22 protein-coding genes and 2 tRNA genes are annotated in these 22,273 nt (G+C 64.8%); 15 read left to right on the plus strand and 9 right to left on the minus strand.

Translation table 11 applies throughout. The annotated features are described in order from the left end of the window. Positions 1–28: 28 nt before the first annotated feature. The 3 genes from KA261_13675 to KA261_13685 form a co-directional block, all read right to left on the minus strand. Positions 29–532, minus strand: coding sequence for a transposase (locus tag KA261_13675; protein ID MBP7698851.1), 504 nt, complete (start codon positions 530–532; stop codon positions 29–31). A 105-nt stretch (positions 533–637) separates the two neighbouring features. Then, positions 638–2,161: a DNA polymerase Y family protein gene (locus tag KA261_13680; protein MBP7698852.1), complete on the minus strand. Its 1,524-nt coding sequence runs from the start codon at positions 2,159–2,161 to the stop codon at positions 638–640. Then, positions 2,154–2,810, minus strand: a complete 657-nt coding sequence (locus tag KA261_13685; protein ID MBP7698853.1) for a hypothetical protein — start codon at positions 2,808–2,810, stop codon at positions 2,154–2,156. Before KA261_13685 ends, KA261_13680 begins: the two co-directional genes overlap by 8 nt. A gap of 273 nt (positions 2,811–3,083) precedes the next feature. On the opposite strand from KA261_13685, the gene KA261_13690 reads away from it, so the two are divergent. The 4 genes from KA261_13690 (at position 3,084) to KA261_13705 (ending at position 8,326) form a co-directional block, all read left to right on the plus strand. Next, complete coding sequence (locus KA261_13690; protein MBP7698854.1) at positions 3,084–4,757, plus strand: mucoidy inhibitor MuiA family protein; 1,674 nt, start codon at positions 3,084–3,086, stop codon at positions 4,755–4,757. A gap of 176 nt (positions 4,758–4,933) precedes the next feature. Next, entirely contained in the window at positions 4,934–6,010 is a 1,077-nt protein-coding gene (locus KA261_13695) for a 4Fe-4S binding protein (GenBank protein MBP7698855.1), read from the plus strand. Positions 6,011–6,056: 46 nt separating this feature from the next. After that, positions 6,057–6,818 (plus strand): class I SAM-dependent methyltransferase, encoded by a 762-nt coding sequence (locus KA261_13700; GenBank protein MBP7698856.1) that lies wholly within the window; start codon positions 6,057–6,059, stop codon positions 6,816–6,818. Positions 6,819–6,862: 44 nt separating this feature from the next. Continuing rightward, positions 6,863–8,326 (plus strand): hypothetical protein, encoded by a 1,464-nt coding sequence (locus tag KA261_13705; protein ID MBP7698857.1) that lies wholly within the window; start codon positions 6,863–6,865, stop codon positions 8,324–8,326. A gap of 78 nt (positions 8,327–8,404) precedes the next feature. On the opposite strand, the gene KA261_13710 is transcribed toward KA261_13705, so the two are convergent. Next, positions 8,405–8,590, minus strand: coding sequence for a hypothetical protein (locus KA261_13710; protein ID MBP7698858.1), 186 nt, complete (start codon positions 8,588–8,590; stop codon positions 8,405–8,407). A gap of 414 nt (positions 8,591–9,004) precedes the next feature. On the opposite strand from KA261_13710, the gene KA261_13715 reads away from it, so the two are divergent. From KA261_13715 to KA261_13745, 7 genes are all read left to right on the plus strand, one after another. Next, positions 9,005–10,276 carry a hypothetical protein gene (locus KA261_13715; protein ID MBP7698859.1) on the plus strand — a complete coding sequence of 424 codons (1,272 nt, stop codon included), beginning with the start codon at positions 9,005–9,007 and terminating at the stop codon, positions 10,274–10,276. A 66-nt stretch (positions 10,277–10,342) separates the two neighbouring features. Then, positions 10,343–11,389 (plus strand): galactose-1-phosphate uridylyltransferase, encoded by a 1,047-nt coding sequence (gene galT, locus KA261_13720; GenBank protein ID MBP7698860.1) that lies wholly within the window; start codon positions 10,343–10,345, stop codon positions 11,387–11,389. A gap of 2 nt (positions 11,390–11,391) precedes the next feature. Next, a complete protein-coding gene (gene glgA / locus KA261_13725; GenBank protein MBP7698861.1) occupies positions 11,392–12,852 on the plus strand; it encodes a glycogen synthase GlgA in 1,461 nt (486 codons plus the stop codon). A gap of 109 nt (positions 12,853–12,961) precedes the next feature. Further along, the gene (locus KA261_13730) at positions 12,962–14,848 is read left to right on the plus strand and encodes a hypothetical protein (GenBank protein MBP7698862.1); all 1,887 of its coding nucleotides are present in this window, start codon (positions 12,962–12,964) and stop codon (positions 14,846–14,848) included. Between the two features lie 169 nt (positions 14,849–15,017). After that, positions 15,018–15,090, plus strand: a tRNA-Gly gene (locus tag KA261_13735). Positions 15,091–15,100: 10 nt separating this feature from the next. Beyond that, positions 15,101–15,172, plus strand: a tRNA-Cys gene (locus tag KA261_13740). A gap of 232 nt (positions 15,173–15,404) precedes the next feature. Then, complete coding sequence (locus tag KA261_13745; GenBank protein MBP7698863.1) at positions 15,405–15,641, plus strand: hypothetical protein; 237 nt, start codon at positions 15,405–15,407, stop codon at positions 15,639–15,641. 10 nt (positions 15,642–15,651) lie between these two features. Here KA261_13745 and KA261_13750 read toward each other — a convergent pair whose 3' ends face one another. Both KA261_13750 and KA261_13755 read right to left on the minus strand, forming a co-directional pair. Next, positions 15,652–15,954 (minus strand): hypothetical protein, encoded by a 303-nt coding sequence (locus tag KA261_13750; protein MBP7698864.1) that lies wholly within the window; start codon positions 15,952–15,954, stop codon positions 15,652–15,654. Further along, positions 15,951–16,229, minus strand: a complete 279-nt coding sequence (locus tag KA261_13755; protein MBP7698865.1) for a hypothetical protein — start codon at positions 16,227–16,229, stop codon at positions 15,951–15,953. Before KA261_13755 ends, KA261_13750 begins: the two co-directional genes overlap by 4 nt. Before the next feature lie 319 nt (positions 16,230–16,548). Between KA261_13755 and KA261_13760 the strand changes: the two genes are divergently transcribed. Further along, positions 16,549–16,737, plus strand: coding sequence for a 4Fe-4S binding protein (locus KA261_13760; protein ID MBP7698866.1), 189 nt, complete (start codon positions 16,549–16,551; stop codon positions 16,735–16,737). Between the two features lie 233 nt (positions 16,738–16,970). Here the strand turns inward: KA261_13760 and KA261_13765 are convergent, their stop codons facing one another. Then, a complete protein-coding gene (locus KA261_13765; protein MBP7698867.1) occupies positions 16,971–17,684 on the minus strand; it encodes a DUF1573 domain-containing protein in 714 nt (237 codons plus the stop codon). Then, complete coding sequence (locus tag KA261_13770; GenBank protein ID MBP7698868.1) at positions 17,681–18,673, minus strand: cysteine synthase family protein; 993 nt, start codon at positions 18,671–18,673, stop codon at positions 17,681–17,683. Before KA261_13770 ends, KA261_13765 begins: the two co-directional genes overlap by 4 nt. A gap of 183 nt (positions 18,674–18,856) precedes the next feature. On the opposite strand from KA261_13770, the gene KA261_13775 reads away from it, so the two are divergent. The 3 genes from KA261_13775 to KA261_13785 all read left to right on the plus strand — a co-directional run bounded on the left by KA261_13775 (position 18,857) and on the right by KA261_13785 (position 21,475). Continuing rightward, a complete protein-coding gene (locus KA261_13775; protein ID MBP7698869.1) occupies positions 18,857–19,429 on the plus strand; it encodes an SPOR domain-containing protein in 573 nt (190 codons plus the stop codon). A 45-nt stretch (positions 19,430–19,474) separates the two neighbouring features. Then, positions 19,475–19,888 carry a secondary thiamine-phosphate synthase enzyme YjbQ gene (locus KA261_13780; GenBank protein MBP7698870.1) on the plus strand — a complete coding sequence of 138 codons (414 nt, stop codon included), beginning with the start codon at positions 19,475–19,477 and terminating at the stop codon, positions 19,886–19,888. 210 nt (positions 19,889–20,098) lie between these two features. Next, positions 20,099–21,475 carry a glycosyltransferase gene (locus KA261_13785; GenBank protein MBP7698871.1) on the plus strand — a complete coding sequence of 459 codons (1,377 nt, stop codon included), beginning with the start codon at positions 20,099–20,101 and terminating at the stop codon, positions 21,473–21,475. On the opposite strand, the gene KA261_13790 is transcribed toward KA261_13785, so the two are convergent. Beyond that, complete coding sequence (locus KA261_13790; GenBank protein MBP7698872.1) at positions 21,468–22,217, minus strand: class I SAM-dependent methyltransferase; 750 nt, start codon at positions 22,215–22,217, stop codon at positions 21,468–21,470. The genes KA261_13785 and KA261_13790 overlap by 8 nt on opposite strands. Between the last annotated feature and the right edge of the window lie 56 nt (positions 22,218–22,273).

The raw sequence follows: 22,273 nt of genomic DNA on the forward strand, positions 1-22,273 counted from the left end.
CATAAAGGTCCTGACCTACAAGAAAAATCTACTCACCGAAGTCTCCCTCAAGGTTATCCGGTTTTACATTTCCCCAACCCTCGTCATAAAATCCTCGCTCGGCGAACCATGCCAGGGAGGAGTGCCGGTAGTCGAAAGGGTTGCCTACGAGGCCGTGTTTGACCGGGTTATAATGGATATAGTCTACATGGCGTTGCAGATCTGCCGGACTGCGGATGACATGATCCCAGTAGCGATGCTGCCACAAGCGGCCCTGGCGCACATGATGTCGAGCCCGATAGAGTGTGGAGAAATTCTGTTTCATGCGATGGATGATTACATCGGGCTGAGTATTCCGCGGTTGCAGAATAGCATGCCAGTGCTCGGGTTGAATTACCCACGCCAGTATTCGGTATTTCAGGACCATGCGGGTTCTCCTGATAGCGGACAGCAGCAAATCCGCGCAGTCGAGGAGAATGGGCTGCCGGTTGTATGTAACGCAGGTGATGAAATATGTCCGGCCAGGTTCGAAGAAACGACGCAGTTTCGACATAGGTGATTTCTTGTAGGTCAGGACCCTTGTGGTCCTGACATTCCTCCTATCCTCGATAATTCACCCGTCAGGACCATAAAGGCCCTGACCTGCCATTTCTCCCCATCAATCAAACACCCCCTGCACAAACCACCGCGCCCGGCTTCGGTCGAAAAAAACGAGGTACTGCCGGTGCTCCTCCGTCTGTAGCTCGTAGTACAAGCGGTCAAAACCGGTCTGCCACCAGTCGCCCGACAGTTTCCACGGCCCCCGCCGTCCGGTGACCCGATGCTTCCCCGAACCATCGCGCAACCAACCATCCGCCGGATGCACCTCGGCCGGCTGGGGCGGCTGCAACAGCCGGAGTCCGGCGATCCGGCGCAGGCTGTACGGGGGAAGGCGATCGAGGGGTGCGGCGCCGGCGGACAACGAAGAGGCGGAGGGGCGTTTGGCCGGCGACGGCGTCACGGGGGAGAGGCGGAACGCCCGCTCCGGCAGGTGCGACGGCAGCAGGCGCGCCGTGCACAGGCGATTCCCGCTCAGCGTGCGCCGGATTGTCGCGGCCGTCTCCGCATCGATCTCGCCCCGCGCGCCCGGCTGCGCGAACGCGGTCTGCTCCGCGGCCGCCGCGGCGGGGTGCGGAATGCGGAGGGTGATGTCGCGCACCGCGGCGGCCGGCGACATCCGTTCGAGCGCCAGGCGCACCTGGCGCAGGAAGCGGGCGGCGGCGGCCGACGGTTGTTCGACCGCCGCGGTGAAAACCTGCTCGGTGCGGTCATCAAGGTGCAGGCAGACCTGGATCTCGCGAACCGCGCACCCGGCGCAGCCTGGCTGCGCAAGCAGGTGCTTGAGCAGTGCTTCGATGTGGGCAAGGATCGTCGCCGCGTCGCGCACGGGAGAATCAAGTCCCGCCGTTGCGCACCAATCCGCGGCCGGGCGGTCGGGAGTGAACGGTTCCGGATCATCCCCGCGCGCCCGGCGGGCCAGCACTGCACCCTCGGCGCCGAACCGCTCCACCACCTCGTTGGCCGGCAGCGCCGCCGCCTGCCCGACCGTGGCGATTCCCAGATCCGACAGCGTCTCAGCGGTGTCGTCCGACAGCGCCAGGTGTTCAACCTGGAGCTGCTGCAGCCAGGCACTCTCGCTCCCGCTCGGAACGATCACCCAGCCGCCGGGCGCGGCCTGGCGGGCGGCGGTCAACGCGACAAACTTGTTGGCGGCGAACCCGATCGCCACCGGGTAACCGAAAGGCTGCAGGACCGCCTGGATCCGGCGGGCCAGCCCCGGTTCATCGCCGTACAATTTCCCCAGGCGCGCCGACTCCAGAAAAATCACACCGCCGGTCTCGATCTCGATTTCCGGCCCGACTCCGGCGAGCGCGCCGCCGATCTCCCGGAGAACCGCCGTTTCGCGGCCGCACTCGCGCACCCCGATGACCAGCCCGGGGCAGAGAGAATTCGCCCGGGCAACCGTCATCCCGGCCGCCACGTCGTATTGGGCGGCGCGCGCGTTGCAGATAGTCACAGTCGCCGTCTCCCCCTCCGCGGTCGTCAGCACAAGCGGGTGCGCCCGCACTTCAGGATGGAGCCTGCTGTACAACACGAGCGGAAAATCGGGCAGATGGATGCATGCCAGCCGCCGCTCATTCATCGAAACACACCTCCACGCTTTCTCCCTCTTTGCAGATGCGGCTCCGGGCGACCGTGAGGCGCACCCCGCGGCCGGCCCGCGCGACCGCCAGGCGAAGCGACGCCATGCTCGGCGGAATAACCCCGGAGTTGTTTTCGGTCAACAGCAGGACCAGCCCCCGGGAACGGCTGACTTTCAGACGCAGCCGGTGCAGCATGAGCCCCGGGAGCGGTTCCTTTTGACCGACCAGGTCGAGCACGATCCACGAGGCGATACGGGATTGCAGGAGCAGTTCGGCGACACGGAGAGCGGTCGGTCCATTGGCCGGAGCGACCGTCAGAAGCCGCTCCAGATCCACCCCGCAGGCCGCCGCCGCCGCAGGGAAAAACGACCGGCTCAGATCAATATACACCGCCCGCCCGCTCCGGCTCAAAGAGGCCAGCAGAGTCAGCAGCAATGTCGTTTTCCCCGAGGACGGCCCGCCGGTGATCTCAATCAACTGGCCGCAGGGAATCCCCTCATGAGGAAAAAGAGCATCGAGCGCCGGCAACCCGGTCCGGAACGCCAGATCCAGGCGCTCCGAAGCCAGCCCGACCGCCTCCGGCCACTTTCGTTGAATCAGCCGCTTGAGCGCGGCCAGATCTTGCGGGATGTCACCAGGAGCTATCATACGGTTCATGCTACCACGAGAGACACAACAGCCGCCGGGCGCCGGGGCGGCCTGACGGCAGGTTAATCGGCTGATACTGTTCATTTGTGCAGTATGTATACGAAAATTCCCTGAATTGTCAAGGGGCGGCCAATGAATATGTGACACCGGAATGCGGGTTCTCCGGAAGGCCGGGAAGAAACGGTTCGCCGGGGGGTATTTCCAGCAAGAACACAGACGATGGTTCCCCCGGATCGGCCGGATTCGGGTTAACCCAGGGCAAGGAGTACTCGTATGAGCAGCAAGCATTTACTGGCGGCAATGACGGTTGCGTTCCTGATGCCGGTTCTAGCGGCGGCCTCGGCCGAAGACAATTCCACGGTTATCGACTCGCGGATCGACCGGGTCACCGTATACCCGGATCGGGCGGGCGTGGTGCGGCTCAGCACACTGAACCTCCCGGCGGGGGAACACTCAATCCTGTTTGAAGGCCTGCCGATCGGAATCGACCCCGCGTCGTTTCGCTCAAGCGCCCGGGGTCCCAGGGGAACGATGGTGTTGGGATTGACCCATGAGACGGTTGCGCACCTCGATGCTCCCCAGGCCAGGGCCGCGGAACTGGAAAGGCAGATACAGACGCTGGAGCGGGAGACGCGCCAGGCGCTGCAGGTGCGCCTCGAAGTGTTAAACCGGCAGCGCGACCTGCTGGCGGCGCTGGCCAAAGAGCACGGGGAAGAGCCGGATCGCAACGGGGGCGTGGGACGCCTCGATATGGCCAACTGGGCGGCCGCCTACGAGTTTTTGTCGCGCCACCTCGTGCAGGTGGGCGACTCCGTGCGCCTGGTCACGATCGCCCTTGAAGACGCCGACCGGCAGCTCGCCCTGCTTCGCGAACAGCTCGACAAACTGCGCGCCGATCAGGGGCGCGAGACCCGTACGGTCCGCGTGGATCTGGCGCTGGCGCAGGCCGGCACGGTAGAGATCGAACTGCAGTACACGGTCGCGGGCGCAGGGTGGCGGCCAATCTACGACGCCCGCCTCCGTACCGCCGCCGACAGCGTCGAACTCGCCTGTTTCGGCGAGGTGATCCAGCGGACGGGCGAGGATTGGGAAAACGTGGCGCTCACCCTCTCCACCGCGATCCCCTCGCAGGGGATGGAGCCGGCCGCTTTCCGGCCGTTCTTCCTGAGCGTGCTGAGCGACGCCTACGAAGCGAAGAGACAGCGTAACACGGCGCTCGAGGCACCCGCGCCGGCCATGATGGACATGGCGGCGATGGGGAAGGCGGAGCAGGAACTCGCGGAGGCGGTCAATGCCGCGGCCATCATCAACGCCGGAGGACTTGCGACCACCTTCACAGCGGCCCGGCGCGAGGATGTCCCGTGTGACGGTCGCGGCGTCCGGGCTCCCATCGCCCAGTGGACCTTCGGCGGCACACTCGCCCTCATCAGCCGCCCGCGCTTTGCCGACGGCGCGTACCGCCGCGTGACCATGACCAACACCTCCGACGCTCCTTTCCTGCCTGGACGGGTGGCGGTTTTCGCCGGGTCGGATTTCCTCGGATCGACGGCGTTCACGAAATTCATCGCCGCGGGGGAGACCTTCGACCTCCCGTTCGGGCGCGATAACGACGTCACGGTCGAGCGGAAAATCGTCCGCCACGAGGTCGGCGACGGTTCCACCTGGCTGGGAATCGGCGGCAACCGGCGGCGGGTGAGCGAAACGGTCGCGATCACCATCAAGAACAACGGCCGCCGCGCGCGGACAATCACGATCGAGGAACCGCTGCCGGTCAGCCAGGACGACCGAATCGAGGTCAGCTTGAAGGATTTCAGCCGGAAACCGGACGATCAGGATGAATCAGGCCGGGCGATCTGGACGGTGACCGTCAATCCCGGGGCGGAGGACCGGCTGACCTACCGGTACGAGATTGTCCACCCCGCCGACGTGATCATCAGCGGAATCTAGCCTTCGGCCCTCCCCAGGCGCGCTCGCGACAACCGCCGCCGGGACTCCCCCCGGCGGCGGCTTTCCTGTGACAGAGAAATGACGGAAGGCCTTGACCCAGGTCAAGGAGTCTTCGCCCGCCGCCGGCGATCCTGGTACAGCATGATGGAGAGAGATTAACGACGATGCCGGACACGATGGAACAGCCAAGCGCGAGACAGACCGCCCCGCCGAAACCCGCCCGGCGCCCCCGCTATGTCCGGCGCGACCGGAGCGACAACATCCAGAAGTGGCGCTTCGCCGCCCAACTCTTCTCGACCGCGGTCAGCCTGTGGATCGGCGTGCAATTCTACCTTTGGACGAAGAAGCTCGAGGGCGCGGCCTTGTGGTCGTGGGTGCCCCGCCCGCCGGGCGTCGAGGGCTGGCTGCCGATCGGCGCCATCGTCTCCCTCCGCTACTGGATCGAAAGCCACGTGTTCAATTATGTCCACCCCGCCGGTCTCGTCATCTTCCTGTTCATCCTTGGTTCCTCGTGGCTTTTCAAGAAGGCGTTCTGTTCGTGGGTTTGTCCGGTCGGGTTCATCTCGGAAATGCTGGGCGATTTCTCGAAACGATTCCTGCGTCTGAGAATCCGCCCCTGGAAAGTGCTCGACTGGCCGCTCCGGATGATCAAGTACCTCCTCCTCGGTTTCTTCGTCTGGGCGATCCTCATCCAGATGACCCCGGCGTCGATCGAGGCGTTCGTCTACTCGAACTACAACCAGGTCGCCGATATTCTCATGCTCCGCTTCTTCACCGACATCTCCCGCTTCGCCCTCGCCGTGACCGGCGCCCTGGTTTTGCTGTCGCTGGTCGTGCGCGGCTTCTGGTGCCGCTACCTGTGTCCCTACGGCGCTCTTCTCGGCCTGATCGGATTGATCTCGCCCACCCGCATCCGGCGGAACGAGACGACCTGTATCGACTGCGCCCGCTGCGCCAAGGCCTGCCCGGCCTTCATCAAGGTTGACAAGGTAAAATACGTGGTCTCCGATGAGTGCGTGGGCTGCATGGCCTGCGTCGACAGCTGCCCGGTGAAGGATGCCCTGACAGTGCACATGTTCACGAAAAAACGGCCCGTCAACAAGCGCTACTGGGCGCTTGCCCTGGTCGTCTTGTTCTGGGTCGGGCTGGCCGGGTTCAAGCTGTTCGGACCCTGGGAAAACAACATCAGCGACGCCCAGTACCGCGAGCACCTGCCGCGCCTCGAGCGGGGAGAATACGTCCACCCGCGTTAGGCCGACACGCTTGCGGGGCGGGGACAATCACCGTATCATCCCTCCCATGAATGAGTCATTCCCGTCTGTTTTTGAGGTCTATGCCCACGAGTACGACCTCATCACCAACGCGGCCCAGCGCGAGCCGCACCACGCCGCCGAAGTGGCGGCGATGATCGCCCGGTTCGCGCCGGCCTCGGTTCTGGATGCCGGCTGCGCCACCGGTCTCACGACCCTCCTGTTTGCCCGGCAGGGGGTGGCTGCGGTTGGTCTTGACCGCTCTCCCCGGATCCTCGCCGTAGCCCGGCAGACCCGCTGTCCGGAGGGACTGCCGATCTCGTACCGCCGGGGTACTTTCGAGGATCTGCCGAAATCGCTGCGCAACCGCTTTGATCTGGTCGTGTGTTTGGCCAACGCCATCGCAGGAGTCGGCACCGTCGCCCGCTTGAACCTGGCCCTGCGGAACTTTTCCGCCGCCCTCCGGCCCGGCGGTCACCTCGTGCTCCAGATGCTCAACTTCGCGGTGGTCAAGGAAAACACGCTCCTGCCGGTGAAGGCCACCCACAACGACGGCCTCGTCTACGAGCGCTTCTCGGAACGGCGGGGCAAGACGCTGGCGATCTACGTCACCCGCGCCGACTTCAGCCGGACGCCCCCGACGTTCGAGGTGTTCCGCCACAGTTTCGGCAGTTTCACGCCCGAGCAGGTGACGGGCAGCATCGCCAGGGCCGGGTTTACGGACCTCGCCCGGTTCGGCGATCTGCTGTTCACCCGGCGTTTCTCGCGCCGCTCCCGGGACCTCGTCATTGCCGCCCGGAGGCCGGCGTAGCTTTTTATTGACGCCCGGCTGCGGTTTGCTATCTTGGCCCGATCATGAAGAACCTCTGGTGGACCCTCGCCGCAGTTCTCCTCGGCGCCGGGGCGGCAAGCGCCCAGCGGGCCGTTGCTCCCCGGCCGTCGCTCGAGGCTTTCCGCCCGGTCGGAGAATACCGCCTGTGGACATTCATCCAGAAGGACACGGTCCTCGGTACGATCGCCTCGACCGTCGAGCGTACGGTCGAGATCGGCGGCCTCCGCGGCTACGCCTTGAGGGAGGATTTCCTCCTTGATTTCACCAAGAGGAGCGGGGAGAACCGTTTCGCCGCCGCCGGCGAGCACTTCGTCGGCGCTGACGGCGCTTACCTCGGCGATGATCTCAAGCTGAATGTGAACGGCCAGGAGGGGCGGATCAACGTGAAGCGCAAGGGGGACGTGATCCGGGGGCTGGTCGGGCAGGGCCGGCAGCGCCGCGAAGCCACGGTCACGGTGCCGTCCGGAATGTTCGCGATCGACAACTACATGGCCGACCAGTTCGAGATCTATTTCGCCCTGCGCGGCCTGACGGCCGGGGAGACTATCGACGATTCCATCTTTGTCCCCCGCGACCTGCTGGCGGCGCCGCTGCGTGGGAGAGTGACGAATTTTTCGTGGGTGCAGCTCTACAAAGGGGTGTTTGACTCGGTCTTCACGGTGCAGCTCGACCAGCCGGTCCCGGTGGAGCTGTACATCAACCGCGAGCTCCACCTGCGGAAGCTGAACTACCGCGCCCAGGACATGCGCGTCTACCTCGACGTTGTCCGGGAGCAGGCGGAGCTGGTCAAGCCCCGGCTCACGCTCGGCGCGCTCGCGCGGATGATTCCCAAGTATCTGGTGTTCGCGCTCATCGGCCTGGTGGGGCTGGTGCTCTACGCGGGGTCGGCGGTTCGCCGCCTCACCCTCTGGCTGGGCGCGCTGACCGGCGCGGTCGGCTTCGCCCTGGTCGCGCTTGTGCAGCTGCCGCTCCAGGACTATCTCTTTGAAGCGCTCTACCGGCCGCGGGTGGCGGCCGGGTCGACCGCGCTGCCTTGGGCGCTCCTCGTCGTCCTTCCGGCCGGACTGATTCAGGAGGGGCTGAAGCTGCTGGGCGTGGTCGCGGTGGGGCAATGGCGGCGAATCCCGGCTCATTACGGCATGGCGACAGGAGCGGCTGTTGCCGCCGGACTGGGGATTATCGAAGCCTGCTATCTGGACACGGTCATCATCGATCCCCAGTTGTTCACGTGGCCGTTCCTCCAGCGCGTCCTCATCATATTGTTCCACGCCACGACCGGCGCCCTCATCGGGCAGGCCTACTTCGCGTCGAAGCGGCTCCTGTGGGGCGTGCTCGGCCTGGCCGTAGCGCTCAACATGATCCTCCGGGCCATGCCGATCCTGGTCCAGGCGCGCCTGATGGATGCCGGGCTGGTCAACATCACCACCGGATTCCTCGTCGTGCTCCTCATGCTGGGGGCAGTCGTGTGGCAGCGGCGCGCCGCCTGACATCGCCGGAGAGAGAGAAAAAAGGCGGGTTGCCCGAAAGCCGCCCGCCTCGTGATTTCTGTCTGAAGATCGGCCGTGTCAGCCGCAGGAAGAACATCCCCCCGAACTCTCACCGCAGTTGGCGCTGCCGACGCGGAGCATAAACCCCTGCCGTCCCGGCCCCTCGTTGATGTAGTCTATGTGAATGTCTCCGTAATTCCTGATAAAGTTGTTCAGGCCGGGATCAATATAGGCGGTCACGCCGTTCGATTCGAGCTTATCCAATCCATCCGTTGACTCATCCAGAGCCAGTCCCAAATTGGGACCGCTTCAGCCGACGCCGGCGAAGGTGACGATGAGGCTTTTGCCTTTGGCATGGTCGGAATCAAGAACCTTGCGCAGTTCCGTTCCGGCGGCATCTGAGACCTCGAACATGCTGTACGTCCTCACTTTCGTTGTCGCAATCACCTGTTAGATCAAAATCAATCTACAATGATTCACACAAATAGCCACATCAAATAACATCCACCGCGCGGTCCGGTTCCCGCAGCGGTAATGTCGATTTCCCGGTATAAGTTACTGAGATAGCAAAACTTCACAAATTTCGCTTGATTCCTGTCCCCCCGCCTCCCATCTTTGCCGGAGTGACTGCCCTGCCCGATGGGGCCGGGCCCTGCGGAACCGTGAAAGGCACAGGCAATGATAGAACATATCTGCATTTTTGAGGACGGGCATTTTCGGGACTTCTATCCGCTCACGCTGACCCGTCCGGTCTGCCTCATGCGGGCCGGCATCTTCCCGCAGTACGAGCGGATCCGCCGCCGGCTGGAGGCTCAGGCCGTGTCGCTGCTGTGCCGCGACCAGATTGCCCCGCTGGTGGCCGAACAGACGCCCAGACATCCCGTGAACATCATCAAGCGCGGCGACAGCGACCTGCTGTTCGTCAACGGTGGCATCCGCGATTTCGGCGACCTGCCGACCATGCTGGCCGATGACCGCCATACCCGCGCGTTTGAATCGGAGGGCCGGGTGGCGGCCGTGCTCCTGAAAGCGGATACGCTCAGGGCGCTCCCGCCGGTGGCCGCCCACGACGACTACATCCGCTTCCTGCTCGCCGAGAACGAGAACATCCCGCGCCACACGACCACTGCGACCCTCTACCGCGGCGCGTGGGAGTTCGTCGAGGACATCGAGACGGCCGTGACGGCCGACTTCCGCGCGCTCGAACCCGAATTCAGCGCGCCGCAGCAGGTGCGAGTCCACGACGGCGCCTACTTCGTCAACGAGAACGACGTTTTTCTCGGCGATGGCGTGCGGGTGCTGCCGGGGGCGGTGATCGACGCCTCGAAGGGGCCGGTATATATCGGCGCCAACAGCGCCGTGGAGCCCCACGCCGCGGTCGCCGGGCCATGCTATATCGGACCGAACTCGACCGTGCTGGCCGGAAAAATCACCGCCTCCTCGATCGGCCACACCTGCCGGGTCGGGGGCGAGGTGGAGGAGTCGGTTTTCCAGGCCTATGTGAACAAGTACCACGCCGGTTTTATCGGCCACAGCTATGTCGGGCAGTGGGTGAATTTCGGGGCGCTGACCACCAACTCGGACCTGAAGAACAACTACTCGACCATCCGCGTCACGGTCAACGGAACCTCGGTCGATACCGGCGCGATCAAGGTGGGGTCGTTCATCGGCGACCACACGAAATTCGGGATCGGGACGCTTTTGACGACGGGAATTGCAGTCGGAGTGTGCTGCAATATCTTCGGCGGGACCCTGGTTGCCGATAAAGAGGTAGCGTCGTTCCGCTGGGGATCCGGCGGGGCGTGGTCGCCCCACCGGTTCGACAAAGCGCTGGAGACGGCGCGGCGGACGACGGAGCGGCGCCACGTCAGCCTCTCCGACCGGGAGGCGGCGCTGCTGCAGGCCATTGCCGACGAGACGCTGGGCGATGCCGGCGTGCTGCCGCTGTGAGGACGAGACGGCCGAACGGACAGAGGGGCCGAAGGTAACGGAAGACCACAAAGGGAGTGATGCCGTATGCCCGAATTGCGTAAAGACCCGGTGATCGGTCGCTGGGTGATCATTTCGACCGAGCGGGGGAAACGCCCGAGTTCGTTCCAGTCGGTCTCCAAACGGGGACCGGCGCGGCTGTGCCCGTTCTGCCCCGGGGCGGAGAGCAACACCCCGCGTGAGATTCTTGCCTACCGCGATCCGGGCACCGAGCCGAACAAGCCCGGCTGGTCGCTCCGCATTTTCCCCAACAAGTACCCCGCCCTCGTCATCGAGGGAAACCTGACCCGCGAGCCGCACGGGGTCTACGACAAGATGCAGGGGATCGGCGCCCACGAGGTGATCGTCGAGACGGCCGACCACGCCCGCGACATGGACGGGATGAGCGAGAAGGAACTCCGCGACGTGTTCTGGGCCTACCGGGAGCGCATGATCGACCTCGAGCGCGACCGCCGTTTCCGCTACATCCTCGTGTTTAAGAACCACGGCCAGGCCGCCGGCGCCTCGCTCGAGCACTCCCACAGCCAGCTCATCGCCACCCCGATTGTCCCCAAGAAAGTCCAGGAGGAGATCGAGGGGAGCCGCCGCTACTACGAATTCAAGGAGCGCTGCGTGTTCTGCGACATCGTCCGCCAGGAAATCATGGACCAGGAACGCATCGTGACCGACTTCGACTCGTTCATCACGATGCAGCCGTTCGCGGCCCGCTTCCCCTTTGAAACCTGGCTGCTGCCGAAGACGCACCAGTCGAGTTACCTGGAGATGAGCGATTCCGACTTCTGGATTCTGGCCCGGACATTCAAGGATATTCTCACCCGTTTGAAAGTGGCGCTCAACGACCCGCCGTTCAATTTCGTGCTCCACACGCGGCCGATGTCGCCGGAGCACCACACCTACTACCACTGGCATTTCGAGATTATCCCCAAGCTGACCCGGGTGGCCGGGTTCGAGTGGGGCTCGGGGTTCTACATCAATCCGACCACCCCCGAGCAGGCGGCCGCCTACCTCCGCCAGATCGACGTCACCGCGCCGCCCGCGGCGGCGCCGTCCGAAATCAGCGAGAAGGAAGTATAGACATGAAGGTCTGTTTGGTGGGACCGGAGATGGTTCCGTTCGCGAAGACGGGAGGACTTGGCGACGTGGTGGGGGCGCTGCCCAAAGCCCTCGGGCGCCTCGGCCACGACGTCACCGTCTTCATGCCGCTCTACCGCGAGCTCGACTTCGGCGTCCACCGCGTCCACGCGGTCGACCTCGCTGTGTCCGTTCCCGTGGCCGGGTCCGTGCAAACCGTCTCGCTCCGCGCCGTGCGCCAGAAAAAGCACAACGTCGAAATCTACTTCATCGGCAACCGCCAGTATTTCGACCGCGACGGGTTCTACGTCGATCCCGCGACCGGCAAGGACCACGCCGACAACGACGAACGCTTCATCTTCTTCAATCGCGCCGTGCTCGAAGTGCTCAAAGCGCTCAACCTCCGGCCCCACGTGATCAACGTCAATGACTGGCAGACGGCACTCATCCCGGTCTACCTGAGGACCCTCGGCGCGGCCGACCCGTTTTTCGCCGGCGTCAAGACCGTCCTCACCATTCACAACCTCGCCTACCAGGGGAGCTTCCCCCGGGAGCGGTTTGCCAGGCTGGAGCTGCCCGGGGCGCTCTTCGCCCCGGCGGCGGGGCCGTTCGAATTCTACGGCCAGGTCAATTTCCTCAAAGCCGGTATCACCTTCGCCGACAAGATCACGACCGTCTCGAAGCAGTACGCCCGGGAGATCCAGACCGCCGAATTCGGCGCCGGTCTCGAAGGGGTGCTGGCCGGGCGGGCCGCCGACCTCGTGGGCATTCAAAACGGCGTCGACTACACCGTCTGGTCCCCCTCGCGCGACAAGAAAATCCACTACACCTATCACCTGGCCAACCTCTCCGGCAAGCGGATGAACAAGGTCGAGCTGCTCAACCGGGCGGGGTTGCCGATCCGCGACAGCGCGCCGCTCATCGGCATCATCTCGCGCCTGGTCGACCAGAAGGGATTCGATCTCATCGCCGAGGCGGCCGACCGGATCTTCGCCATGAACCTGCAGATGATTATCCTGGGGACGGGTGAAACCCGCTACCACGATTTTCTCACCCGTTTGCAGGCGGCCTACCGCGACAAGGTCCGGGCGTACCTCATGTTCGACGACACCCTCGCCCACCAGATCGAGGCCGCGGCCGACATCTTCCTCATGCCCTCGCGGTTCGAGCCGAGCGGCCTGAACCAGTTGTATTCGCTCAAGTACGGAACGGTCCCGATCGTGCGGCGGGTGGGCGGCCTGGCCGATACGGTGACCGATTACGACCCGGCGACCGGCGAGGGGACCGGCTTTGTGTTCGACGACTACACCGCCGAGGCGCTCACGGGGGCCATCGCCCGCGCCGTGTTGCTGTTCGAACGCAAGCGCGTCTGGACCAAAGTGATGAAACGCGGCATGGCCGAGGATTACTCGTGGCAACACACGGCCGAGGAGTACGCCCGGCTCTATCGAGACCTGGTCTCGTGAGACCGGTCCGGCGCAAGAAGTAATTGCCGCGACGACCCGGGCCGCACCGGGCCGTCTTTCACGACCCGCCCGAGCACAATCTCGGGGCGGGAGCGGAGATGACAGCACCATGCCCGCGCGAGCGCGCGAACGTGCGGAAGCGCTCCTTTGGCTCATTCCGGCCCTGGCGCTCTACGCACTTTTCGTCCTTCGATTGGAATTCGTTCAGGACGACGCCTTCATTTCCTTTCGCTACGTCGCCAACTTCCTGAACGGACACGGTCTCGTGTACAATATCGGGGAGCGGGTCGAGGGGTACACGAGCCCCGGCTGGGTGGTGCTCCTGTCGCTGGCCGGCGCCCTCGGATTCGACTACCCCGCGGTCGCCCGCTTCCTCGGCATCCTCTGCGGCGCCGGGCTCCCGGTTCTCGCATGGGCGGTGGCGCGTCGGACAGAGCCGCAGCGGGGCCCGCTTGCGGCCGCGATCCCGGCCTATCTGGTGGCGGCCACGGCCTCGCTGGCCTACTGGGCCGCGGCCGGTTTGGAAACCACGGCTTTCGCGCTGGCCGCCGGCGTGAGCCTGTATGGGTTCCTGGTGCGCCGCGTGCCGCTGCTGGCGGTCGGTCTGGTGTGGGCGGTCTGGCTGCGCCCGGAGGGCGCCGTGGTCGCCGCCATCCTCATCGCCGTCGAAACCCTCGTCATCAAGCGCTTTCCCCGCATGACCGTGGCCGCCGGCGCTCTCGCTTTCGTCCTTTCTCTGCCGATGGTCGCGTTTAAATTGGGGTACTACGGCGCCCTTCCGCCGAATTCGTTCTACGCCAAGACCGGCTGGGATTTCGAGCAGATCCGCGGGGGAGCGGAGTACGCCGGGCAGTTTTTCACTCACTACCCGGTGGCGGCCTTCGGACTGCTAGCCGGGCTGGTCACGTGGCGGGCCTCCGGGCCGACCGTCCGCGCGATCGGGCTGTTCTCGCTGTTCTATGTCGTGTATGTGATCCTGATCGGGGGGGATGTGCTGAAAGTCCACCGCTTCTTCCTGCCGATTCTGGGGCCCCTGATGGTGGCAGCCGTGTACGGCGCCGCGGGGGCGGTCGAAATGGTCGCCCGGCGAAGACGGCGGTGGACCGGGGCGGCCGTAGCGGCGGCGCTCGCGGCCATGGTGCTGACCTGGCTTTTGCCGCGCGCCTACATCGAGAACTACCGCCACCGCGAGCGGATGTTTGTGGCCCGCATGACGGCCATGGCCGAACAAATGAAGGCCACCGACCCGACCGATTTCTCGGTTGCTCTGTCGACGATCGGCGCGTTCGGCTACACCTTGACCGGCCACCGGGTGATCGATATGCTGGGGTTGACCGATTCCGCCGTGGCCCGTCACCCCGAGCCGATACCCGAGGGGATCGAGTCGACCTGGCGGGAGCGCAGTTTTAACTGCCGCTACCTGCTATCGCAGGGGCCGGACTACATTCTCTTCTCGACCAACAACAAACCCTCGGCGCCGGCCGAGCTCGTGCTCACGCTGTACCCGCAGTTCCAGCGCTCCTACCGCGCGGTTGGTTGGCATGTGCCGGGGAGCGGGCTGCAAGTGGCTTTCCGCCGCCAGGAGCCGATTACCGGAGCGCTCAAGCCGGCCGCTCCGGCGGCCTTTGCGCTCGCCTACAAGCGCGGTCTGGAGCAGCAGTGGAAAGGGGATCTCGTCGGGGCTCTGAACTCTTTCGATCAGGCGCTGGCGGTTTCGCCGCCGCCGTATTATCTTGATTTGGTGTTCCGCAAAGCCCTTTGCCATCGCGACCTCGGGCAGATGGATGAGGCCCTGCGGCTGCTCCAGTGGATTGTCGCCCAGGACCCGCGCATGGTCGATGCCCAGCGGGAGCTCTATATGATTGAAACGCTGCGCGGCAACCCGGCGCAGGCGGCGGAGCACCGGGCGTGGGTGGAGAAAATGACCCCTTGGGAGATGCCGGGGCTGGACTCGGCGGTGGCCGAAGTGGCCCGCTCAGCCCGGCGGACGCCCTGAGGGTGGTTTGTCGGAAACAGCTTGTGTGTGCGCCGGCCGGTCCGGTGAAGGAAGGGATCCCGGGAATAATCGTGGGGGAACCCCCCGGGCCGGTTCGGCACACAAATTCGCCGTCAAAGGTATTGACAAGCTTTCGGGGCGAAGTTAATATTAGATGCTTTGTGAGAAAGCGGGAATAGCTCAGTTGGTAGAGCACCACCTTGCCAAGGTGGCTGTCGCGAGTTCGAGTCTCGTTTCCCGCTTTTTTTGTCGGGCGGCATAGCCAAGTGGTAAGGCGGAGGTCTGCAAAACCTCTATTCCCCGGTTCAAATCCGGGTGCCGCCTTTTTTTCGTATCATTTTCAAGCACATAGCGTTAGAAACAAGCTGTCAGCCTCTTGAGATAAGCCTGAGGGCTATAACTTGAGAAGACTGCGCAAGAATGGCGCAGGCTGCGCCATCGGCTGCGCCATCGTGAATGGCGTACCTGCGCCATCGGCCGCGGCGCACAACAGGTGTAAAAACCTGTGCAATTTTCGTGTAATCGTGTAGTTTTCGCCTGATCCAGAATTTCAGTGGTGAACCAGGCGGTGGCCGAGAAACTCGTGCTGGCGGGAAGGATGTACCGCTACCGTCGCCCGCCCCGGGTGGTGGCGCTCGAGCTGCCCGCCAGTCTGACGCTGAACTTCGGCGCCTGGGGACGGCACGGCAAGGCCGGGGACTTCCTGGTGAAGAACCTCCAGAGCAACGAGCTGGACATCCTCCCGCGGGAGACGTTCTTGGAAATGTGCGAACCGGTGCAACGCCGGAGATAGAAACGGATGTCTATTGATGCGTTGTGAACGGCCTGGGGTGATTGCCCCAGGCCTTTGTTATGAAGTCCCCGAAGGAGGGGTCCATGAGTTCATAGAGCAGGGAGAGGCGGTTGATGGGGACATTGATGTCGCGGAGGCGGCGCCGCCGGCGTCGGCGGCCAGCCGGGGGCATGACCTGGGGCATGGGCACCAGCCCCAAGCCGCAGCGCCGGCAGCGCACGATGAGGTGGCCGTCGCGGAGCATCTGCTTGATGTAACTGGCCGCGGGCGTGAAGTCGTGGATGGAGTGGCATTGGGGGCAGCGCAGGATCATGGCTCCAGGTCCGAGATGAGACGGGTGTTGTTGCAGGCCAGGCGCATCCCCCCGCCTGGGGTATCAGGATGTTCGGCGATGGCTTCGACGAAAGCGGAAACCGGGCAGGGCTCGTCAAACTCCACGGCGAAGGTGCGGAAAGCCCCGGTGTGGAAGTCGTCGGAGGTAAAGAGCCGTCCGTTGACGTAGCTGGCGTTGCCGCGGACGATGACGGTGTCCCGGTAAACCCAGTGGTAGAGGGCGACGATGGGTCGCCGCAGGATAGCTTTCAGCATTTTACTCAGTCTCCCGGTGGTGTGCGTGGGGGCCTGACGCCTGTAATATACACCGATCGACGACCGTTGGCAAGCAGGGATCGGTGAGGAAGGCGCGCAGGTAGGCCCGTTCCCCCATGGCGGCCGTCCGCCGCCGGCCACCTGCTGAGGGGCGCGTGTCGGGTGACTCATGTGGCCGCCCCGGCCGTGGGGGCGGCCTTCCCGCAAGTGACGAGCCGGCGCGTTTTCCGCATGGCGCGGCCGACGGGCGCGCTGTATAATGCCGCGTGTGCGATTACTGCCGGCGGCGCCCGCGGCCGCCAAGATTGGAGAATTGCCCGTGGCTATGAAAATCACCGATGACTGCACCGCCTGCGGGCTGTGCCTGCCGGAATGCCCCACCCAGTCCATTTCGGAAGGAGATATCTACGTCATCGATCCCGGCTCCTGCAACGAATGCGCAGATCAGAAAGACGGTCCGCAGTGCGCGGCCATCTGTCCGGTCGAGGACTGCATTGTGAAGGCGTAGCTCGGGACAGAGCCGGAGAAACAGCCAGGGCGGCGGGGGAGAGGCGGTCGCCGGCGGGCCTACGTCAGTTCTTGGGGTGGCTCCGTCAAACCCGCCGGTCCAAAAAATAGAGGGTGCTCCTCTGTTTGGGTAGAGGGGGCTAGAAAACTACCCAGGGACAGCAGAGAATCACCCTCGTTGTCCTATAAATGACACAATCCGTCAGGGATGTCAAGGATTAATACGGAAGATTCTCAGTACTTTACGATCTTCACGGGGACGGTCAGGACTGTCGGGTCGCTATCGGCCGAAGTGACGGTCACGGTAAAATTCGATTCCAGCGTTCCGCGGGCAAGTTCCGGTGACGGAACAACTTCCAGCTCAATTGCGCCCCCCTTCTGGGCTTTCGGCGTCACTACGTTAACGGAGAAGTGCTGGTCCAACTGGTAGACCGCGGCCACTTCGATCCATTCGGAAGCGCGGTTCGGAATCGTGACTTTCCTGGATTTCTGAGGGGGCAGTATCATCACCGAGAGCGGATCCGGCTTGATCCCGTTGAACCATTGCCCAATAATCGACAGGTAGTAAAGGTCGATAGTCGATTGTCCTTCCCGGTCGGTGGTGATTGTGAGGCTCTTATTCTGGGGACCATAGAAGTCCCGGGTATTAAACCGCAGGTGGATGTTGGTCGAATCGCCGGGCGCCAGAACGCTGTCGGCGACAAAGGCTGCCGAACAATCGCAGTGCACATCGACTTTGCGCACGCGCACCGTGTCCGGCGAGCGGTTGATCACGGGGTAGCGGAAACGGACGGTGTAGTCGATGCCGATGTGCCCGAAGTCGAAAACGGCGGTCGGGAAGTCCAGCCCCTTGCCGGGAGCCGGCGACTGGGTCCCGGTCCAAGCGGCCAACGGAAGCGCCGCCGCGAAAGCGACGGCCGATATCAGAGCTCTACCCTTCGGCGTCATGTCTTCTCCGGGATCCCCGCCGGCAGGAAGCCGTGCTGGTGCATCCAACTGTCGTTGTAGCACTTGCTGAGGTAGCGGATGCCGGCGTCAGCGAAAATACCGACAATAATATCCTCCGGCCGTGCCCTGCGGGCCACTTGCTCAATTGCGACCGCCACCGCGCCCGATGACCCGCCGCCGGAGATGCCCTCGGTCCGCGCGATCAGCCGCGCCCGCTGGAAAGCGTCGCGGTCGGAAACGGTAATGACCTCGTCGATATATTGCGGATGGAGCGCCTCGGTGATCACGTCGGAGCCGATCCCTTCAATTTTGTACGCCGCGGGGGTGGTGGTCCGCCCGCTGCGGATATAGGCGGCGAACACCGAACCCTCCGGGTCGACCGCGATCGCCTTGATCGCCGGATTCTTCTCCTTGAGGAACCGCGCGACGCCGGAAAACGTCCCCCCGGTTCCGATCCCGGCCACGAAGTGGGTCAGCCGGCCTTCGGTGTCGTCCCAGATCTCCGGACCGGTCAGGCGGTAGTGGGCCTCGACATTCTCCTGGCTGTTGTACTGGTCGAGGTCGAAGTACCCGTGCTCGCGGGCCAGCCTCCGGGCCACCATGTAGGCTCCCTCCGGGTCGGCGTGATCCTCCGTCTCCCGCGTCACGATCACCTCAGCGCCGAACGACTTGATCAGGTCAATCTTCTCCTGGCTCGTCTTCACCGGCGTCGTCAGCACGGCCCGCAGTCCGAGCACGGAGCAGACCATCGCCACCGCCGAGCCGGTGTTGCCGGAGGTATTGTCGATCACGGTGTCGCCCGGTTTCAGCCGGCCGTCCCGCAGCGCCTTGGTGATGATGTAGTAGGCCATGCGGTCTTTCACCGAGCCGGTCGGGTTGAAGAACTCGAGCTTCACGTACGCCCGCGGTCCGGGATCGGTCATTCCGGTCCGCAGCCGCACCAGCGGGGTGTGGCCCACCAGGTCGAGAATGTGTTCTACTGTCCTCATACGCCTCTTGCTTTTACTCGTCAAGCGTAGGCATTTCTTATACAAATTTCAACTATTTTCATCGCCCCCCGGACAAACGCTTTTTCGTTGACAATCCCGGCCGCGCGCCCTAGTATCGGCCGGAAGCATCGCGTAGACCTAACTGCGGCGCCCCGGCGCCGGCGGGACTGATTTGGAGGTACTGTGAGATCCCTGGGGATACTTTGCTGCCTGATTCTGGCCGCCGCCTGCGGGCTCGCCGGCTGTTCGAAAGACGATGACATTGTCGAGCTGGAGCGGGAGGTGATGGCGCAACAGGGACAGACCGACTCCCACCCCGCGGCGGTTTCCGACGTCCCCGTGCTGCCGGCGGCGGCCTCAGCCCCCGATTCGGTCCGCCCCGAACTGAACGCCGGCGCGATTCCCGACGAGCCCCCGGACGAGCCTCTCAATGAGACGCCGGTCGAGGCGCAGGATGTCGCACCGGAAACGACCCCGGACCAGCCCCTGACCCCGGTTGACCTCCCGGTCCCGCCTGCCGGCGACGGTTTCGTCGTCCAGCTCGCGGGGTGCGAAGATCCCGATTACGCCGCCGAGCTGGTCGAGAAGTTCCGGGAGCGCGGCTACGAGCCCTTTGTGAGCACCGAGACTGTCGGGGGCGAGACCTACCACCGGGTACGGCTGGGGGTCTATCCGACCTACGCCGAGGCCCGGCAAGTGCAGCAGGAGCTGAGCGACAAGTACTCGTTTGACACCTGGATCGACCGGATCAGGTAACCGTCGGGTAGCCGTGTTCCGTGCAGCGCGCGCCGCATCCACCCCATGAAGCACTACCGCGAATTCCTTGAGTTCAACACCTCCCGCCGACGGGAGTACATCAATATTACGGCAAGCATCGAGCAGGCTCTGCAGCGCAGCGCCATCCGGGAGGGCTTGATCCTGGTCTCGGCCATGCACATCACCGCGTCGGTTTACATCAACGACGCCGAGCCGGGGCTGATCCAGGATATCGACGCCTGGCTGGACAAGCTGGCGCCGCACCGCGACGATTACCGCTACCACCGCACCGGCGAAGACAACGCCGACGCGCATCTGAAGAACCTGTTGCTGCACCACCAAGTCTTACTGCCGGTCAGCGACGGCCGCATTGACCTCGGGCCGTGGCAACAGGTGTACTACGCCGAATTCGACGGTCGCCGGCGCAAGCGCGTCATCGTCAAAATCATCGGCGAGTAGCCGCCCGCGCGGGGGAGAGGGGCCCGATGCGGTCGCGCGCCCCGACATCAGAGCCGCTCCGTTGAATTCCCCCGTCCCATCTGCCGATATACCGCTTAGATCGGACCCAGAGCCAAAATGGGGGTTATGTTGTTCCGACCACTCCGGCCCGGCCCGGCCGCTCGGTCTTCCTGTCGGGCTGCTCTGCCCTGTCTGTTCTCCGTGCCGCAGTTGGCGGCGGCTGCGCGCCTCCGGCTGCAGGCCGGCGATGCTCCCGGCGCTCTCGAGTGCGTCCGGGCGGTGATGAGACTCGCGCCGCACGATCCCGACGCCCTCGCGGTGGCCGGCGAGGTCGCGGCGGCGGCGGGGCTGGAAGCGGAGGCGGAAGCGCTGCTGCAGCGGGCGCTGGCCGCCGACCCCATGCTGGGCTCAGCCCACCGCGGCCTCTGCGACCTGTGGGGGCGGGTCCTTGCGCGCCTGGCCCCGGATCTCCGCCGCAAACGCGACCTGCTCCGCACTCTCCATTGGCTGTCGCGCTATGCCCCGGACTGCGCCGCCGCGCCCCTCCTGCGGGAGAATCTCCGGCTGCGGGAGGAAGCTCTCGCGGCCGGTCGCAACCGCTGGGTGCATGCCGACACCCGCATTCTCCTGCATCTGCCGCCGCCCGGCGCGCTGCGCTCCCTCATCGAAAACTGGGCCGAGGTGCTCGCCTACGGCGGGATTCCCGCCCGCCTCCTGCGGCGGGAGGACCCGACCGAACCGGTCTTCGAGCAGTTCCGTCCCGATGTCTTCATCACGCTCGCCGAACCGGCTGCGCAGGTCGGTCTCGACCGCGACTACATTGGGCGATATCGCCGCGCCCACGGGCTTCGCGTCGGGCACCTCACGTCGTTCCGGCACGAATATCCCCCCTGCGATTTCCTGATTGCCCTCGGTTGCCCGGCCGACCTTCCGCGCGCCGACGGAGCCGAGACGCCGCTTCTTGACATGCCGCCGGCGATCAACCCGTTGCGCCACTATATGAGGCCGCGCGCCGAGGTCTGGGACTACGCCTTCGTGGGCGACAATACGCCCCAGACGGTCGAGCGCGTGAAAGCCTGCCTCCTGCCGGTCCTCCGCCTGTATTCGGGAGTTCTGGCCGGGCGGGGCTGGGACATCGGTCTGGGCGAGCTCCACCAGGCGGAGGAGGCGGTTCTGTTCAACTTCGCGCGCGTCTGCCCGAATCTCCCCCTCCCGGGCCCCTCGTGGGAGTCCTTCGCCGCGAACCTGCGCGCCCTCGCGATTCCCGCCTGCGGGGGGTTTGCCCTGACCGACAACACCGCTTTCGGCGGCGCGTTCTTCGCCCCCGACGAGACCGCGGCGGCCGATTCTCCGGGCCGATTTGTGGAAATGTTCGATTACTTCCGGAACCATCCGGACCAACGCCTCCCGATCATCCGCGCCGGCATGGAGCGGGTCTATCGGGAACACACCCTCTTCCACCGGATGGACCTGCTGCTGGCGTTCCTCGGATGCCGCGGCGGATCTTTGCGCCGCGAGCGGCAGCCGGTGCCGCCGTGGGAGGAGTCGGCCACCCGGCCCGTTACCTGGGCCGACCGCCTCACTTAGCGGCGAGGGCAACGAGTCGTCCGGCCGCGATGTCGTACGGCGCGCCCTGGAAGTCGGCGTACGCCTCGGCCGACGCGAATCCCACCGAGCGCAGGAGGGCGCACAGCTCGGAGGCTCCGTAGATCCGCAGATCGAATTCAAATTCCCGCCGCTCGCTCCCCCGCAGGACGATCCAGCGGTTGTGCAGGCGCGTGAAGTGATCCACGAACGACCGCTCCTCGATTATGGTGATCCCGTGCGCCTCCTCCCAGTCGCGCCGCCGGAACGCCCGGATCAAGCTTTCCCGCCCGTGGAGTTCCATAACGAGACGCCCGCCGGGCCGCAGCGAGCTGAAGACGTTCTCCAGCACCCTCCGGTCGTCCTCAGGGTCCTCGAAATATCCGAACGAGGTGTACATATTGAGGACTGCCTCGAACGCTCCCTCGCGCCGGAACTCGCGCATGTCACAGCAGACGGTCTCGATATCGAGACTGCGCCCGCGCGCGCGGGCGGTGAGGGTGGCGAGGAACGCCCGGCTGCGGTCGACGGCGGTGACGGAATAGCCCGCCGCCGCCAGCGGAACGGCAAACCGCCCCGGCCCGGCGCACAGGTCCAACACCGGGGCCGGCGACGCCAGCCGCAAAAACGCCGTCAGCTCGCCGACCGATGACGCGGCGCGCTCAAAACGCTCCTCGCCGAACATGAACGGCGCCGTCCACTCCCAGAAATCCTCGCGCTCGTACCAGGGTTCTTGTGCGGTCATAGCTTTCCTCCCGGGCTGTTCCCGTGGCCGTTCGGGCGCCCCAACATCTTATCCAA

The sequence above is a fragment of the Candidatus Zixiibacteriota bacterium genome (genome assembly GCA_017999435.1).
GTDB lineage: Bacteria > Zixibacteria > MSB-5A5 > GN15 > FEB-12 > JAGNLV01.